Annotated in this window: 16 protein-coding genes and 1 pseudogene; 7 read left to right on the top strand and 10 right to left on the bottom strand. The window is 65.6% G+C overall.

Annotation, left to right across the window (positions count from 1 at the left end; genetic code table 11):
* Positions 1–22 precede the first annotated feature (22 nt).
* Complete coding sequence (locus tag B0A89_RS08080; RefSeq protein ID WP_085377701.1) at positions 23–2,161, top strand: malate synthase G; 2,139 nt, start codon at positions 23–25, stop codon at positions 2,159–2,161.
* A gap of 122 nt (positions 2,162–2,283) precedes the next feature.
* Here the strand turns inward: B0A89_RS08080 and B0A89_RS08085 are convergent, their stop codons facing one another.
* The 3 genes from B0A89_RS08085 to B0A89_RS08095 all read right to left on the bottom strand — a co-directional run bounded on the left by B0A89_RS08085 (position 2,284) and on the right by B0A89_RS08095 (position 5,526).
* The gene (locus B0A89_RS08085) at positions 2,284–3,822 is read right to left on the bottom strand and encodes a phospholipase D-like domain-containing protein (RefSeq protein ID WP_085377702.1); all 1,539 of its coding nucleotides are present in this window, start codon (positions 3,820–3,822) and stop codon (positions 2,284–2,286) included.
* Between the two features lie 38 nt (positions 3,823–3,860).
* Positions 3,861–4,244 (bottom strand): host attachment family protein, encoded by a 384-nt coding sequence (locus B0A89_RS08090; RefSeq protein ID WP_085377703.1) that lies wholly within the window; start codon positions 4,242–4,244, stop codon positions 3,861–3,863.
* A gap of 79 nt (positions 4,245–4,323) precedes the next feature.
* Complete coding sequence (locus B0A89_RS08095) at positions 4,324–5,526, bottom strand: pyridoxal phosphate-dependent aminotransferase (RefSeq protein WP_085377704.1); 1,203 nt, start codon at positions 5,524–5,526, stop codon at positions 4,324–4,326.
* Between the two features lie 77 nt (positions 5,527–5,603).
* On the opposite strand from B0A89_RS08095, the gene B0A89_RS08100 reads away from it, so the two are divergent.
* Both B0A89_RS08100 and B0A89_RS08105 read left to right on the top strand, forming a co-directional pair.
* Positions 5,604–5,894, top strand: coding sequence for a succinate dehydrogenase assembly factor 2 (locus B0A89_RS08100; RefSeq protein ID WP_085377705.1), 291 nt, complete (start codon positions 5,604–5,606; stop codon positions 5,892–5,894).
* A gap of 60 nt (positions 5,895–5,954) precedes the next feature.
* Entirely contained in the window at positions 5,955–6,494 is a 540-nt protein-coding gene (locus B0A89_RS08105; protein WP_085377706.1) for a MarR family winged helix-turn-helix transcriptional regulator, read from the top strand.
* 32 nt (positions 6,495–6,526) lie between these two features.
* Here the strand turns inward: B0A89_RS08105 and B0A89_RS08110 are convergent, their stop codons facing one another.
* Positions 6,527–6,955: a VOC family protein gene (locus B0A89_RS08110; RefSeq protein WP_085377707.1), complete on the bottom strand. Its 429-nt coding sequence runs from the start codon at positions 6,953–6,955 to the stop codon at positions 6,527–6,529.
* Positions 6,956–7,105: 150 nt separating this feature from the next.
* Here B0A89_RS08110 and thyX point away from each other — a divergent pair, with 150 nt between their 5' ends.
* From thyX to B0A89_RS15325, 4 genes and pseudogenes are all read left to right on the top strand, one after another.
* Complete coding sequence (thyX, locus tag B0A89_RS08115; RefSeq protein WP_085377708.1) at positions 7,106–8,011, top strand: FAD-dependent thymidylate synthase; 906 nt, start codon at positions 7,106–7,108, stop codon at positions 8,009–8,011.
* A pseudogene (locus B0A89_RS08125) lies at positions 8,008–8,985 on the top strand (ParA family protein). The gene thyX and the pseudogene B0A89_RS08125 overlap by 4 nt, the downstream one beginning before the upstream one ends.
* A gap of 504 nt (positions 8,986–9,489) precedes the next feature.
* On the top strand, positions 9,490–9,858 hold the full coding sequence (locus B0A89_RS08130) for an SIR2 family protein (RefSeq protein WP_338045720.1): 369 nt from the start codon (positions 9,490–9,492) through the stop codon (positions 9,856–9,858).
* Positions 9,859–9,917: 59 nt separating this feature from the next.
* Positions 9,918–10,043 (top strand): hypothetical protein, encoded by a 126-nt coding sequence (locus B0A89_RS15325; RefSeq protein ID WP_276207454.1) that lies wholly within the window; start codon positions 9,918–9,920, stop codon positions 10,041–10,043.
* Between the two features lie 66 nt (positions 10,044–10,109).
* On the opposite strand, the gene B0A89_RS08135 is transcribed toward B0A89_RS15325, so the two are convergent.
* The 6 genes from B0A89_RS08135 to B0A89_RS14630 form a co-directional block, all read right to left on the bottom strand.
* Positions 10,110–10,949 (bottom strand): alpha/beta fold hydrolase, encoded by an 840-nt coding sequence (locus tag B0A89_RS08135; RefSeq protein ID WP_085377712.1) that lies wholly within the window; start codon positions 10,947–10,949, stop codon positions 10,110–10,112.
* A 61-nt stretch (positions 10,950–11,010) separates the two neighbouring features.
* Positions 11,011–11,793, bottom strand: a complete 783-nt coding sequence (locus tag B0A89_RS08140) for an enoyl-ACP reductase FabI (protein ID WP_205949810.1) — start codon at positions 11,791–11,793, stop codon at positions 11,011–11,013.
* A gap of 2 nt (positions 11,794–11,795) precedes the next feature.
* The gene (fabB, locus tag B0A89_RS08145) at positions 11,796–13,025 is read right to left on the bottom strand and encodes a beta-ketoacyl-ACP synthase I (RefSeq protein ID WP_085377714.1); all 1,230 of its coding nucleotides are present in this window, start codon (positions 13,023–13,025) and stop codon (positions 11,796–11,798) included.
* A gap of 17 nt (positions 13,026–13,042) precedes the next feature.
* Entirely contained in the window at positions 13,043–13,552 is a 510-nt protein-coding gene (fabA, locus tag B0A89_RS08150; RefSeq protein WP_085377715.1) for a bifunctional 3-hydroxydecanoyl-ACP dehydratase/trans-2-decenoyl-ACP isomerase, read from the bottom strand.
* 145 nt (positions 13,553–13,697) lie between these two features.
* A complete protein-coding gene (locus B0A89_RS08155) occupies positions 13,698–14,675 on the bottom strand; it encodes a glycosyltransferase family 2 protein (RefSeq protein ID WP_240558454.1) in 978 nt (325 codons plus the stop codon).
* Positions 14,672–15,262, bottom strand: coding sequence for a hypothetical protein (locus B0A89_RS14630; RefSeq protein WP_157115288.1), 591 nt, complete (start codon positions 15,260–15,262; stop codon positions 14,672–14,674). The genes B0A89_RS08155 and B0A89_RS14630 overlap by 4 nt, the downstream gene beginning before the upstream one ends.
* Positions 15,263–15,351: the final 89 nt, after the last annotated feature.

Genomic DNA, 15,351 nt, shown 5'->3' on the forward strand with positions numbered 1-15,351 from the left:
ACCCATGAACACGAGGACAGCCATGACCCGATATGTCGATCGCGCCGGATTGCAGGTGGCGGCCCCGCTGGCCGATCTGGTGGACAACGAGGTGCTGACCGGCGGCGTGACCTCGCAGCAGTTCTGGAACGGCTATGCCGCGCTGCTGCGCGATCTGGCCCCGCGCAACCGCGCGCTGCTGGAACGGCGCGAGGCGTTGCAGGCGCAGATCGACGATTGGCACCGAGCCCGCCGCGGACAGCCCCATGACGCGGCGGCCTATCAGGCGTTCCTGCACGAGATCGGCTATCTGGTGGACGAACCCGCCCCCTTCACGGTCGGCACCGCCGATGTTGACCCCGAACTGGCGCAGGTCGCCGGGCCGCAGCTGGTCGTGCCGGTGTCCAATGCGCGCTTTGCCCTGAACGCGGCCAATGCGCGCTGGGGCTCGCTCTATGATGCCCTGTACGGAACGGATGCGATTCCCGGCCAGGCGGCGCCCGGCGGCCATGACGCGGCCCGCGGGGCCGAGGTCATCGCCTGGGTGCGCCGGCATCTTGACCAGGTCGCGCCGCTGGACGGGGCGGGCTGGGCCGATGTCACCGCCCTGTTGCCGGGCGGCGGCGCGCTGCGCGTGACGGCGGGCGGGCGCGAAACGGGGCTGGCCGATCCGGCCCAGTTCGCCGGCATGGCGGGCGAGGATGTGTTCCTGCGCGTCAACGGCCTGCTGCTGCGCATCAGGGTGGATCGCGATTCGGCCATCGGCAAGGCCGATCCGGCGGGCATCGCCGATGTGGTGATCGAAAGCGCCCTGACCGCGATCCAGGATTGCGAGGACAGCGTCGCCGCCGTCGATGCCGAGGACAAGGTCGCCGTCTATCGCAACTGGCTGGGGCTGATGCGGGGCGATCTGGCCGAGACATTCGACAAGGGCGGGCGCCAGATGACCCGCCGCCTGAACCCCGACGTGACCTATGCCGATCCGCAGGGGCGGACGGTCACGCATCCGGGCCGCGCGGTTCTGCTGGTGCGCAATGTGGGCCATCTGATGACCACCGATGCGGTGCTGATGGACGGGCAGGAAACGCCCGAGGGGATCATGGATGCCATGGTCACGGTGGCCGCCGCGATGCATGATCTGGGGCCGCAGGGGGGGCGCAATTCGCGCACCGGGTCGATCTATGTCGTCAAGCCCAAGATGCACGGCCCGGACGAGGTCGCCTTTGCCAACGACCTTTATGCGCGGGTCGAGCAGGTGCTGGGCCTGCCTGCAAACACCGTCAAGCTGGGCGTCATGGACGAGGAACGGCGCACCTCGGCCAACCTGGCGGCCTGTCTGGAAAAGGTGAAGGATCGGGCCGTGTTCATCAACACCGGCTTTCTGGACCGCACCGGCGACGAGATCCATACTTCGATGCAGGCCGGCCCCGTGGTTCCCAAGGACCAGATGAAGGACCAGCCCTGGCTTGCCGCCTATGAGGCCGGCAATGTCGATACCGGGCTGGCGGTCGGGCTGGCCGGCAGGGGCCAGATCGGCAAGGGCATGTGGGCCAAGCCCGATGACATGGCCGACATGCTGGCCGCCAAGATCGGCCATCCCAGGGCTGGGGCGAATACCGCCTGGGTGCCCTCGCCCACCGCGGCGACGCTGCATGCGATCCATTATCATCAGGTGTCGGTTGCCGCTGTGCAAGACAGCCTGCGCAGCCGGGAAAGGGCGGGCCGCGACGCGCTGCTGACCCCGCCGCTGCTGGGCGGGCGCAACCTGTCCCCTGACGAGATCGCGCGCGAGATCGACAATTCCTGCCAGTCGATCCTGGGCTATGTGGTGCGCTGGGTGGATCAGGGCATCGGCTGTTCCAAGGTGCCCGACATCAACGATGTCGCGCTGATGGAGGATCGGGCGACCTTGCGCATTTCGTCGCAGCATCTGGCGAACTGGCTGCTGCACGGCGTGATCACCCCGGCGCAGGTCGAGGATTCGCTGGCCCGCATGGCGCAGAAGGTGGATGCCCAGAACGCGGCCGATCCGGCCTATCGCCCCATGGCGCCGGCGCTGGACGGGCCTGCCTTCACCGCAGCGCGCGATCTGATCCTCAAAGGTGTTGAGCAGCCCTCGGGCTATACCGAGCCGCTGCTGCATGCCGCCCGCCGCACGGCCAAGGGGCATCCGGTGGCCTGAACAGGGCTGGCAGGGCGGTTCCCGGCGCGGGGCTGCCCTGCCGCATGCCTGCCTTTTGCGCAGCTGACAAGCCCGGATGCCCTGTCGTGCCGGGCGTTATGACATGCGGGCCGCCGGGCGCCCTACAGCAACCATTCGATCGGCAGCCGCCCCAGCAGCCACAGCATCAGGCGCTGCACCCGGTTGGTGCCCGGTTCCGCCAGATGGGCCGTTCCGGCCGGGTTGCCCGGTTCATGCCACTGGATCAGCCCGTATTCATCCCGCTTCGGCACATAGCTGAGCTGGGGCAGGACCTCGTCGAACCCGGCCGTCAATTCGCGGGCGAGCCGCGGGCTGTCGATCATCACGCCCATTTCGGTGTTCAGCACGACCGAACGCGGATCGAAGTTGAACGAGCCGATGAATACCCGTTCCTCGTCCACCGAAACGGTCTTGGAATGAAGGCTGGCGCGGGTCGAGGTGCCGCGCGCGCGCTCGCGCGGCTGGGCGGGCGTCGCGCGCAGTTCATAGAGGCGCACGCCGCCCTCCAGCAGCGCGGGGCGGTATTTGACATAGGCGGAATGGACCACCAGCACATCCGTCGCCTCTTGCGAATTGGTGAGGATGCGGACGCGGACGCCTTCATTCACCAGCCGCACCAGGCGCTGGGTAAAGCTTTTGCCGGGGACGAAATAGGCCGAGGCGATATCGACCGATTTGCGGGGGCTGGCGATCAGCCGCATCAGCTGGGCGAACAGCAGATCGCGGCTGCGCGCCAGGCCCAAGCCCTTGGCGGGATCATCGCTGACCAGGTGAACCGGAACCCAGTCCAGCGCCAGGTGCCCGGCGATCAGGTCGGCGACCAAGGGGCGCGTCTGCACCGCCTGCCGATAGGACTGGGCCTTTTCCTCGGCCAAGGCGGTGCGCAGATCGGCCCTGCCCCGCGGCGCGGCGCGGCCGCGGGTGAGGATCCGCTCGGCCGGATAGGCCGATCGGCTGGCCCAGTAGCGGTCGAAATCGGCGCCCGCCTCGGCCGCGACCTCGCCGACGGCCAGAACATCGGTGTCGAGGTAATGAGGGCCTGCGCCATAGGAGAAATAGATGTCGCCGATGTTGCGCCCGCCCAGGATGGTGGCCGCGCCATCCGCGATCATCAGCTTGTTGTGCATCCGCCGGTTCAGCCGCACGAAATCGAACAGATAGCCCGCGGTCTTGGGCCAGCGCAGGATGAAGGGGTTGAACAGGCGCACCTCGACGGTGGGCATGCTGTTCAGCGCGGCAAGATCGGCATCCAGGGATGACGGGATGCCGTTGTCGTCCAGCAGCATGCGCACGCGAACGCCCCGCTCGGCCGCTTTGCGCACCTCGTTGAGCAGGAACAGCCCCGTCAGGTCGTGCTGCCAGATATAGTATTGCAGATCCAGCGAGCGTTCAGCCGCCTGGATCAGCGCAACCCGCGCCGCGAACGCATCCAGCCCGTCGCTGAGCGCGACAACGCCGCTGGTGCCGGGATGCCCGGCCCCGGCGGTCAGGGCGGCATGGCCGATCCTTGTCTGGGGCGAGGGCGGCAAGGCCGCGGAAACCGTCCGCCCCTTGAGTGAGGGCGGACGGTAATAAAGATGCAGCAGGGCAAGGATCAGCAGGGCCGCGACCACGGTTGCGATCAGCCCCACCAGTACCATCTGCCCGGTGCTGAAGGCGTAGGGGAGATCGTCCTGCGTCAGCTCAGCGCCGCTGCGATATCCGTCGCGCTGGCCGAGGTCAGCGTCTTGGACAGTTCCCGGACAAGCTTCTGTTCAAGCACCTTGTGGTAATGCTTGCGCATCGTGCCCAGGGTGGACGGGTCGGCGATGATGACCAGATGCTCGATCTTGTTCTGCAGGGCCATCCGGTTCAGCCGCTCGGCCAGCTGTTTTGCAAAGGTCGCCTCGTCCTCGTCCTTGGGGGTCGTCTCCTCAGGCTGCTTGCCCTGACTTTCATCCTGCAAGTGCTTGGGACCAAGCCGTTCCAGCTCGCTCAGCTCAATCCCCTGGGGGGCGACATTGCGAAACAGGATGGCCTGGTGTCCATCGGCGACCACGACAAGCGCATTATGCGAAAGCATCAGGGACAGTCCTTTCAACAGTTCTGCCACCCGAACGCCTGCAGGGGATGCAGGTTCCAGCCCGACCCCGCCCGCCCGGTCAGGCCAGGCTGCCGCAGAACCCGCGGATGCGTTCGACCGCATCCGCCAGCTGCGCATCCGAGGCGGCATAGCTGATGCGGAAATGCGGGCTGAGGCCGAAGGCCGCGCCGAACACCACCGCGACGCCAGTGGCGTTCAGCAGTTCCATTGCAAAGCTGCGGTCGTCGGCAATGGCGGCCCCATCCGGCGTTTTGCGCCCGATCAGCCCGGCGATCGAGGGATAGACATAGAAGGCCCCTTCGGGTGTCGGGCAATCGATGCCTGCGCATTGGTTCAGCCCCGAAACGACCAGGTCGCGCCGCCGCTGGAACGCCGCCCGGCTTTCGGTGATATAGTCCTGCGGCCCGGTCAGCGCCGCCAGCGCGGCATGCTGGCTGATCGAACAGGGGTTGGATGTCGATTGCGACTGGATGGTGCCCATGGCCCCGATCAGCTCGGCCGGCCCCCCCGCATAGCCGATCCGCCATCCGGTCATCGCATATGCCTTGCTGACGCCGTTCACGGTCAGCGTCCGGTTCATCAGCCGCGGTTCGACCTGCGCGGGCGTGACAAAGCGGAAATCGTCGAACACCAGATGTTCATACATGTCGTCCGACATGATCCAGACATGCGGATGGGCCATCAGCACATCGGTCAGCGCGCGCATATGCGCCTCGTCATAGCCCGCGCCCGTGGGGTTGGACGGAGAGTTGAGGATCACCCATTTGGTCCGGGGGGTGATGGCCGCGGCAAGCTGGTCGGGCGTGATGCGGTAGCCTGCCTCGATCCCGGCGGCGATCACCACGGGCGTGCCGCCCGCCAGCGCCACCATGTCGGGATAGCTGACCCAGTAGGGCGCGGGGATGATGACCTCGTCACCGGGGTTCAGCGTGGCCATCAGCGCGTTATAAAGAACCTGCTTGCCGCCCGTGCCCACGGTGATCTGGCCCGGCCGGTATTCCAGCCCGTTTTCCCGCGCGAACTTGTCGCAGATCGCCTGCTTGAGCGGGGCGATCCCGTCCACGGCCGTATAGCGGGTGTGCCCGGCATCGATGGCGGCCTTTGCCGCCTCGCGGATATGGGCGGGGGTGTCAAAATCGGGCTCGCCCGCCGACAGGCTTATGATGTCGCGCCCCTCGGCCGCCAGTTCGCGGGCCAGGTTGGACATGGCGATGGTGGGCGAGGGTTTGACGCGGGCCAGCGTCTCGGACAGAAAGCTCATCGGCGCGATCCCTTGGGGTGGCCCGGTGGTGATAGGCGCGGCACGGCTGCGCCGCAAGCGCGCAGGGGGCGGGCGGCATGGATGAGCGCGAAGCAAGGCTGAAGCGGCTGGGCATGCGCAGCTGGCGGCGCGGCATGCGCGAGATGGACCTGATCCTCGGTCCCTTTGCCGATGCCGAACTGGCCGCGATGGACGCGGCCTCGCTGGATGCCTATGAGCGGCTGATCGCGGAAAACGACCAGGATCTGTATCCCTGGGTGACGGCGCGGCTGCGCGGGGGGACGGCAGGCCCCGATCATCACGGCCCCATGCTGGATGAAATCGCGCGCCATGCCGCCGGGCGGCTGAAGAAAATGCGCGGCGCTTAACCGAATATTGGGTCTTTCGTCCTAGCCTTGCAGGAACGTGACGTTCATGCGGATGCTTCGATGACACGACTTGCCGTTCTGCACCCATCCTTTTCCGATCAGGCGCACCCGGCCGGCCCGGACGGTGACGAAAGCCTGCTGCGGACCCTGCACGACTATCTTGAAAGCCTGCAGATCCTCGACCGGCTGCACCGGCTGATGCTGGATCTGGTCAAGGACGAATTCGAGCGGCTGGGGCAGGGGGATCTGACCCCTGTCCAGGCGCTGCTGATCTATAACCTTGGCGATGCCGAGGTCACGGCCGGAGAGCTGCGCTCTCGCGGGATGTATCAGGGCTCCAATGTCAGCTACAATCTCAAGAAACTGGTGCAGATGGGCTATGTCCACCACCAGCGCAGCGAAACCGATCGCCGGTCGGTGCGCGTGCGCCTGACCCCGCGGGGCGAGGCCGTGCGCGAGACGGTCGGCACGCTGTTCGCCCGCCACGCCGTCGGGCTGCACGCCTCGGGCGTGCTGGATGACCCGGCGCTGAGGCTGGTCAACCAGCAATGGCGCCGGGTCGAACGCTTCTGGTCCGAACAGATCCGCTATATCTACTAGGCGGCGACATCTACTGGGCGGCGACGGGGCCGTCACCAGTGGCCGGTATTGCCCATGCTGGCCCAGGGTTCCTGCGGCGCCAGCCGCGCCCCGGCCTGCAGCAGTTCGACCGAGACATTGTCGGGGCTGCGCACAAAGGCCATGTGCCCGTCGCGCGGGGGGCGGTTGATGGTCACGCCGTTGTCCATCAGGTGCTGGCACATCGCATAGATGTCCTCGACCTCATAGGCCAGATGGCCGAAATGGCGGCTGTCGGAGGGCAGGCCCTCATCCCCGTCCCAGTTCCAGGTCAGCTCGACCGGGGCGCTTTCGTCCCCCTCGGCCGCCATGAACACCAGCGAGAATCGCCCCTGATCGTTGTCGATCCGCCTGATCTCGCGCAGGCCGAGCAGTTGATAGAACCGCATGCTGGCGTCCAGATCCTCAACGCGGACCATCGTGTGCAGGTATTTCACTTTCATCGCGGCACTCCTCGGGCTTGGCCGGCCGTTGACGGCGGCTACCCCTGTGCTTGGCATGGCGACCGCCTTGTTGCCAAGCGGCCCATTCGACTCGCGCATGGTCGGCGGCTGTGGCAATCGGCACCGATCACGTCCTGCCCGAGAGCCGCCATGCCCCTGACCCCCGACCAGCAATCCCAGATCGACGCAGAGCGCGCCGCCGCGGCATCCACGCGGCGGCCCGTATCCGAGGGGATGGAGGCGCGCCTCTACACCGCCCATCCGGTGCTCGATCACGGCTTTGTCCGCGTCATCGACTACATGGGGGGCGACGCCGCTATCGTGCAGGCCGCCCGCGTCAGCTATGGCCGCGGCACCAGGGCGGTCAGCGACGACGCCGGCCTGATCCGCTATCTGATGCGCCATTGGCACAGCACCCCGTTCGAGATGTGCGAGGCCAAGTTCCACGTCAAGCTGCCGATCTTCGTTGCGCGCCAGTGGATCCGCCACCGCACCGCCAATGTGAACGAGATCAGCGCCCGCTATTCCATCCTCGACCGCGAATTCTACATCCCCGCCCCCGAACAGCTCGCGGCGCAGGCGCGCGTCAACCGCCAGGGCCGCGGCGATGTGCTGGAGGGGGCCGAGGCGCAGCGCGTCCTCGACTGGCTGCGGGACGACGCCACCCGCGCCTATGACCATTACGAGGCGATGCTGAGCCAGGACGGCCAGCAGGGCCTGGCGCGCGAGCTGGCGCGCATGAACCTGCCGGCGAATGTCTATACCCAATGGTATTGGAAAACCGACCTGCACAACCTGCTGGGCTTCCTGCGCCTGCGCGCCGATGCCCATGCGCAATACGAGATCCGCGTCTATGCCGACGTGATGGCGCAGATCACGCGGGATTGGGTGCCCGCCGCCTGGGCAGCATTCGAGGATTACCGCATGGGCGGGGTGCAGTTGAGCGCGAAGGGGGTGGAGGTGCTGAAACGGCGCTTGCGCGGGGAGGTCGTGTCGCAGGAGGATAGCGGCATGAGCAAGGGGGAATGGCGGGAGTTTGAGGGGGTGTGGGGGTGAAATCTATTGCCTTTTTTAATAACAAGGGCGGCGTCGGAAAGACAACGCTCCTTTGCAACGTTGCGGCGTATCTGGCGCACGAGAAGAAAAAAAATGTCTGTATCATTGACGCAGACCCGCAATGCAATGCGACTCAGTATCTTTTCGAAGATGCGGTGATTGAGAAACTCTATGATCTTCGGGAGTGATTTACTCTACAGTCGGTAATTGATCCGCTGGTTGAGGGTGAAGGTTTCGCGAAGCGAATCAGCTTCCGGAAGTCCAGGAGTTTCGGAGTCGACGTAATTCCGGGTGATCCGCGGCTTGCGTTGACTGAGGACATGCTTTCGAGAGATTGGACTGATGTAAAGGCAAGTGAAGTGCGGGGTATGAAGGCTTCACTAGTCTTCAGCGAACTATTGAGCCGTCTCGGGCAATACGATTACGTCTTTGTAGACGTCGGGCCTTCGCTCGGTGCAATAAACAGAGCAGTCCTCCTGAGCGCCGACTACTTTCTCAGCCCGATGTCGATTGATATTTTTTCACTGCGAGATTTTGAAAATATTGCAAAGTGGATGGAGGGTTGGAAATCCGAGTGGAAAAACGGAACGGAGCGGCTGGAGCAAAAAGGGCGCCGGTTAACCGTTGCGAGTCCTCCCGGCGCGATGTTTCTTGGTTATGTCTCCCAGCAGTATCTAGCGAAGAGACAGCGAGACGGCGAGCTTCGAGCTGTTTCAGCATATGAGCAAATAAGGAGCCGGATCGACGATGTTATCCATTCATCGCTTAGCGAGGATGACCGGCCGGAACCGCCTTACGAGTTGGGGACAGTGCCGAATTTATTTAGCCTAATTCCAATGTCACAATCTAAGCACAAGCCTGTGTTTCGCCTGCAGGGTAAAGATGGTGTTGTCGGAGCGCATTTCCAGAAAGTTCGAGACTCTCTGGAAACCTTCGCCAAGGTTGGGGAATCGCTTCTGGTTCGGGTGGAATAATGGTTGAGTGGCCTCCGCAGTTAATCAAAGCGCTGGCCCGGCGAAGGGCTGTAATTGTAATTGGTTCGGGCGTGTCGAAGCATTCGAGGGGTCGGGGGGACGTCAAGCCACCGACGTGGCGAGAATTTTTGAAGCTTGCCGTCCTCCGCGTACCGGCCACTGTCGACGGCACACATATTTGTGACGCAATCGCGGCAGCAGATATGTTGCATGCTTGTGAATGGATTAAAAAGCATTGCGATGAAGAGTGGACGACCGTGGTCCGAGAGATCTTTCAGGACCCGGGTTTTTCGCCCGCGGACATACATTACCGCATTGTCTCACTAGACGCGAGGCTGGTTTTCACTTTGAATTTCGATGACATATACGAGCGTGCGGCTCAGTCCGTTACTTCGGGAACGTGCGTAATAAAGAAACTATTCCGATGCTGACGTATGGGAAATTATGCGCGGAGACAAGAGGTATATCCTTAAGGTGCACGGCGGCGTGGCAAATCCTGACTCAATGATCTTTACCCAAAGAGACTATGCGAAAGCTCGTGCCAGATTCAGTGCGTTTTATAACCTGATGTCCGCTGCGCTCCGCACGGAGACTTTCTTGTTTTTTGGATGCGGTCGATCCGATCCGGATTTAACTTTGCTCCTCGAAGAATACGCTTACGATTTTTCCGTAGCTGCGGTCCCGCATTATTATCTCACCGCGATTGGCATGCATGAAGATGAGAAGTCTTCCCTCAGGCTAAACAGAAATCTCAAAGTGATAGAGTACGATCCAGTCAATGTAGAACACTCAGGGCTAGTTGACGAGCTTAAGAATCTTGGTGAGCAAGTTGAGGCCGAAAGGGAGGAACTCATTCAAACGCGGAACTGGTAAATCCTCAAGCTTGAAACACCCCTTCCCCCATGCCACGCTCCCCCAAAGGGGAGCCTCACATGAAGATCCTGTGCCTCGGCGGCGGTCCGGCCGGTCTCTCCTTCGCTATCTCGATGAAGCTGCGCAACCCCGCGCATCAGGTCACGGTGATCGAGCGTAACCGCGCCGACAACACTCCCAGCTAAGGCGCCGAGTGCGCCTCGCTGCAGCGCCTCGACCTGGCGTCCGTCGACACCATTACAGACCCCCAGTCAGCTAGCGCCGCGCCCCACCGCCTCCACCCACGCCCTGACCACCGCAACGCTCTCCGCCTCGTCCAGCCACGGGATATGCCCGCGCCCCGGCACCTTGCCATAGATCATGTCCGGGCGCCGCCGCTGCATCTCGGCGACCGTCTCGTCCGACAGCAGGTCCGATCCCGCGCCATGGATCAGTGCCAGCGGCAGGCCCGCCATCGCGTCGAACAGGGGCCAGGCGGTCGCATCCGGGTTCTTCATCGCCGCCAGAAAGCTGTCGCGCAGCGCCGGGTCATAGGTCAGGTCCACCCCGTCATCGGCCTGCCGATACAGCCGTGCCGCCTCCTCGGCCCAGCGGCCCTCGGGCACCGCGCCAAAGCCGCGCAGCGCGATTGGCAGGCGTTCGGCCACCTCTCCCAGGGTGCGGGCGGTGGGGCGGCGGCCGACATGATCCATGATCGCCTCAAGCCCCGATCGAGTCAGCGCCGGGCCGACATCGTTCAGGCAGACGCCCAGCAGCCTGTCCTTGGCAACCGCGGCCAGATACATCGCGATCAGCCCCCCGCGCGAGGTGCCGATGATCGCCGCCCGTTCGATCCCCAGATGATCGAGCAGCGCCAGCGCGTCCGCCCCTTCCTGCGGGACGGTATAGGTCGCGGCGCCCGTCCAGTCCGATTGCCCGCGGCCACGATAATCCATGCGGATCATGCGGCAATCCGCCAGCGTGGGGGCCAGATAGTCGAAATCGTCCATGCTGCGCGTCAGCCCGGCAAGGCACAGCACCGGAAGGCCCTGCCCCTCGTCACGATAGGCCAGCCGCGCGCCGTCCCCTGCCTGAAAGAATGCCACGCCCATCGCCCGCCCTTTCTTCTGCACGCAAATATCCCGGGGTCCGGGGCAGGGCCCCGGTCCGGCGTCACAGGTTATCGGACTGCGGCATCCCCAGAACGTGATAGCCGCCATCGACGAGGACAACCTCGCCCGTCGTGCAGGCGCCCCAGTCGGATGCCAGCCACACCGCCGTCCCGCCGATCGCCTCAAGCGTGGCATTGGCGCGCAGCGGCGCGTTCGCCTCGGTATGGCGATAGGTCTTGCGCGCGCCGCCGATCGCCGCGCCGGCCAGCGTCTTCATCGGGCCGGGGCTGATGGCGTTGACGCGGATGCCCTGCGGGCCAAGATCGTTCGCCAGATAGCGCACCGCCGATTCCAGCGCCGCCTTGGCCACGCCCATGACGTTGTAGAAGGGCGTCACCCGGTTCGACCCGCCATAGGTCAGCGTCAGGATGGTGCCGCCCGCGTTCATCAGCGGCAGCGACCGGCGCGCCACCTCGATCAGCGAATAGCACGAGATGTCCAGCGAGTTCTTGAAGTTCGCCCGGCTGGTATCGACGAACCGGCCGGTCAGCTCATCCTTGCTGGAAAAGGCGATGGCGTGAACGAGGATGTCGAGATGCCCCCAGCGTTCCGCCAGCGCCGCAAAGGCCCTGTCCAGAGAGGCGTCGTCGGTCACGTCCACGTCCACCAGAACGTCCGAGCCAAGCGATGCGGCCAGCGGCTCGACGCGCTTGCCGAACGCCTCGCCCTGATAGCTGAAGGCCAGCTCGGCCCCTTGCGCGGCCAGCGCCCTGGCGATGCCCCAGGCGATGGAGCGGTCATTGGCCACGCCCATGACAAGCGCGCGTTTGCCCTGCAGCAGCATTGTCACCTCTGGAACCTCGACATGACCAGCGTGGCGTTGGTGCCGCCAAAGCCGAAGCTGTTGGACAGCACGCTGTCAAAGGCCACGTCGTCGATGCGGCTTTGCGCGATTTCACCCGGATGGATGGCGGGATCAAGCTGGGTGATGTTGGCCGATGCCGCGATGAAGCCGTGCTGCATCATCAGCAGGCAATAGATCGCCTCATGCACGCCGGTCGCGCCCAGGCTGTGGCCGGTCAGGGCCTTGGTGGACGACACCGGCGGCACGCGCCCCTCGCCAAAGACGCGGCGCAGGGCCTCGATCTCGGTCACGTCGCCCGCCTGGGTCGAGGTGCCGTGCGCGTTCACATAGCTGATCTGCCGCCCTTCGGGCAGGGTGGACAGCGCCAGCCGCATCGAACGCTCGCCCCCCTCGCCCGAGGGCGCGACCATGTCATGGCCGTCCGAGGTCGCGCCATAGCCCGTCACCTCGGCATAGATGCGCGCGCCGCGGGCCAGGGCGTGGTCCAGTTCCTCAAGCACGACGACCCCGCCGCCGCCGGCGATGACGAAACCGTCGCGCGTCGCGTCGAACGGGCGGCTCGCCGTCTGCGGCGTGTCGTTGTATTTCGAGGACATGGCCCCCATGGCGTCGAACAGGCAGGACAGCGTCCAGTCCAGCTCCTCGCCGCCCCCCGCAAAGACCACGTCCTGCTTGCCCATCTGGATCAATTCGACCCCGTTGCCGATGCAATGGGCGCTGGTCGAGCAGGCCGAGGTGATCGAATAGTTCACCCCCTTGATCGCAAAGGGCGTCGCCAGCGTGGCCGAGTTGGTCGAGGACATGCAGCGGGTGACCATGAACGGCCCCATCCGCTTGGGCGCGCCCTTTTCGATCACCGTCTGATGCGCCTGGAAGAAATTGGCGGTGGACGGCCCGCCCGACCCCATGATCAGCCCGGTGCGCGGGTTCGACACCTCGCCCGGCTCCAGCCCGCTGTCGGCCACCGCCTGCTGCATCGCGATGAAGTTCCAGGCCGCCCCCTCGCCCATGAAGCGCAGGTCGCGCTTGTCCACATGGGCGGCGATGTCGATGGTCGGGCGGCCCTCGACCTGACTGCGAAAGCCGTGTTCAGCATGATCGGGCGCGAACACGATCCCCGAACGACCCTGCCGCAGGCTGTCGGTGACCTCGCCTGCGTTGTTGCCGATGGGCGAGACGATGCCCAGCCCGGTGATGACGACGCGGCGCATGGCAGCCTCCTTGCGGGTCAGCTCTCTGAAAGAGCGACCTTCATGTCCTTGACCTGATAGATGACCTCGCCATCGGCCTCGACGATGCCGTCGGCGACGCCCATCGTCAGGCGGCGGGTCTGCACGGCCTTGGTAAAATCGACCCTGTAGGTCAGCATCCTGCGGTCGGGCCGGACCATGCCGGTCAGCTTGACCTCGCCGACCCCAAGGGCATAGCCGCGCCCTTTCCATCCCCGCCAGCCAAGGTTGAACCCGGTCAGCTGCCACAGACCGTCAAGGCCGAGGCAGCCGGGCATGATGGGGTTGCCGGGGAAATGGCAGGCAAAGAACCACAGATCGGGCGTGATGTCGAACTCGGCCACGACATGGCCCTTGCCATGGGCGCCGCGATCCTCGCTGATGTCGGTGATGCGGTCCATCATCAGCATCGGCGGCTCGGGCAGCTGGGCATTGCCGGGGCCGAAAAGCTCGCCCCGCGCACAGGCCAGCAGGTCGCCCTTGTCGAAGCGGGTCTGTTCCATGGCCATGGGGCTGCGCCTGCCTGTTCGTTCCGGTTGCGGGGCCGGCAAGCGCCGGAAAGGGTGATCGGCCCCCGATGTAACATCGGGCGGCCGTTTATCGCAAGAGCGCCGCGGCAATCCGCCTGGCCGATGTCAGGGCGGCGCGTTCAGGCTAGAACCACTGGCCCGGTTCCATCAGCCCCAGTTCCATCAGCTGGTGCGAGTTCCAGCGGAACGGATGAGAGCCGCGCCAGGTGAACGAGCGGATCTGCGTGCGCGAGCCGGGGTTGCGGGCCAGCGCCTTGGCCACCCGGAACGAGGCGACCGCCGCCGTCAGGTTGTTGTGCCAGGGACAGGCGTAGGTGTTCATTTCCTCGACCGAAAGGCGGTGATCGGGCAGCAGGCGCAGCCCTGCCTCGGTGCGGAAGATGGCGATGCGGTCGATGCGGCGGCGGTCGGGGGGCAGGTGTTCCTCGAACCGCCAGCGCAGGCCGCCAAAGAAGTCCAGCTGCCGTTCCCGCCTGCCGCCCTGCCGGTCGGACCGGCCGAGCGCGTAATAGCCCGAGCGGTCGAACATCGCCTCGCCCACACTGACGGCATCGGGGTGGCGGTTCAGGTCGGGGGCATAAAGATCGATGACATAGGTCAGCATGGCCCGCCGCCGTTCCTCGGCGTGAAAGGCCAGCATCTCGCCGATCGTGCGCGTTTCGGAAAACGGATAGAACAGGTATTCGGCATTGTAGCCGTAATAGATCCAGCTGTCCGCGGGCAGCTTGCCGATGACCGTGTTGACGGCGCGCACATGCGCACCAGGCCGGCGCGAATCGAACAGCAGGTTCAGAACCCGCCCCTTGGGATCCGACGGCTTCTGATTCGCGGTCAGCGGTTGCGGCGACAGCGCAAGGATCTTGCGAAAGCCCAGCTGCATGTGATGGGCCAGGGTCGAGGCGATCTCGACCTCGTCCTCGATCAGGATGATGGCGATGGGGCCGGGCGCCAGATGATCGCCCGGCTGCGCAAGAAAGCTGTCCAGCGGGACGGGCGCAACGGGCTGGGCCGGCGGGGCGGCCTGGGGGGGCGCCTGCGGGGGTTCGATCAGCCCCTGCGGATCGGCGGGACTGGGGCGGATCATCGGCTGGGGCTGGGTCACTGCAGCGCCGCCCTCACCTGGCCAAGCGCCTCCTGCAGGCGCTGCGGATCGCCGGCGGCGCCGCGCAGGGCCGCCAGCAGGCCATCCTTGCGAGCGGGATCAAGGCTACTGGCCGCGATCATCGCCTCGACCGCCGCCGGATCATAACCCTGCGGGCTGAGAAGGAGGGTGTCACCGCCGCCGCCCCGCAGGGCGCCGGCAACCTCGCGCGTGGCATCGGCGGCGGCATCGGCGGCCGCGCCCGCCTGCCTTGAGGCGGCAACGGCACGGGCGGCATTGCCCGCATCGGCCCCGCGCGCGGCATCGGCGGCGGCGTCGGCGGCGCTGTCCGCGGCCGCGATGGCGGCCTCGGCCGCGGCATCAGCGGCGATGGCGGCGGCATCGGCGGCAGCGTCGGCAGCCTCGCCCGCCGCATCGGCGGCCTCGGCCGGCACTGCGGGGGAGGGGGGCGCCAGGGGGGCGGGGGATGGGGGCGCCGGCAGGGACGGCGCGCCGGCCAGCAGCGGCATATGCGCCCTTGATTCCCACAGCCACACCCCGGCCAGCATCAGGACGATCACCAGAATCATCGTTGCAAGACGCGACATCACCATGCTCCACCAAAGATCGGCCCGGCCGGCCGGCTTTCCTATCGCATAGCGCCGGCCGCGCGGAAAGTCGTCGAAAAGGCAGGCGA

This window comes from Paracoccus contaminans (genome assembly GCF_002105555.1).
In the GTDB taxonomy this organism is placed as follows: Bacteria; Pseudomonadota; Alphaproteobacteria; order Rhodobacterales; family Rhodobacteraceae; genus Paracoccus; species Paracoccus contaminans.

What these genes read in the sequence shown, in the direction of transcription:
- B0A89_RS08080 (WP_085377701.1), top strand. Translation starts at nt 23, where the DNA reads ATGACCCGATATGTCGATCGCGCCGGATTGCAGGTGGCGGCCCCGCTG.
- B0A89_RS08085 (WP_085377702.1), bottom strand. Translation starts at nt 3,822, where the DNA reads ATGGTACTGGTGGGGCTGATCGCAACCGTGGTCGCGGCCCTGCTGATC.
- B0A89_RS08090 (WP_085377703.1), bottom strand. Translation starts at nt 4,244, where the DNA reads ATGCTTTCGCATAATGCGCTTGTCGTGGTCGCCGATGGACACCAGGCC.
- B0A89_RS08095 (WP_085377704.1), bottom strand. Translation starts at nt 5,526, where the DNA reads ATGAGCTTTCTGTCCGAGACGCTGGCCCGCGTCAAACCCTCGCCCACC.
- B0A89_RS08100 (WP_085377705.1), top strand. Translation starts at nt 5,604, where the DNA reads ATGGATGAGCGCGAAGCAAGGCTGAAGCGGCTGGGCATGCGCAGCTGG.
- B0A89_RS08105 (WP_085377706.1), top strand. Translation starts at nt 5,955, where the DNA reads ATGACACGACTTGCCGTTCTGCACCCATCCTTTTCCGATCAGGCGCAC.
- B0A89_RS08110 (WP_085377707.1), bottom strand. Translation starts at nt 6,955, where the DNA reads ATGAAAGTGAAATACCTGCACACGATGGTCCGCGTTGAGGATCTGGAC.
- thyX (WP_085377708.1), top strand. Translation starts at nt 7,106, where the DNA reads ATGCCCCTGACCCCCGACCAGCAATCCCAGATCGACGCAGAGCGCGCC.
- B0A89_RS08130 (WP_338045720.1), top strand. Translation starts at nt 9,490, where the DNA reads ATGATCTTTACCCAAAGAGACTATGCGAAAGCTCGTGCCAGATTCAGT.
- B0A89_RS15325 (WP_276207454.1), top strand. Translation starts at nt 9,918, where the DNA reads ATGAAGATCCTGTGCCTCGGCGGCGGTCCGGCCGGTCTCTCCTTCGCT.
- B0A89_RS08135 (WP_085377712.1), bottom strand. Translation starts at nt 10,949, where the DNA reads ATGGGCGTGGCATTCTTTCAGGCAGGGGACGGCGCGCGGCTGGCCTAT.
- B0A89_RS08140 (WP_205949810.1), bottom strand. Translation starts at nt 11,793, where the DNA reads ATGCTGCTGCAGGGCAAACGCGCGCTTGTCATGGGCGTGGCCAATGAC.
- fabB (WP_085377714.1), bottom strand. Translation starts at nt 13,025, where the DNA reads ATGCGCCGCGTCGTCATCACCGGGCTGGGCATCGTCTCGCCCATCGGC.
- fabA (WP_085377715.1), bottom strand. Translation starts at nt 13,552, where the DNA reads ATGGCCATGGAACAGACCCGCTTCGACAAGGGCGACCTGCTGGCCTGT.
- B0A89_RS14630 (WP_157115288.1), bottom strand. Translation starts at nt 15,262, where the DNA reads ATGTCGCGTCTTGCAACGATGATTCTGGTGATCGTCCTGATGCTGGCC.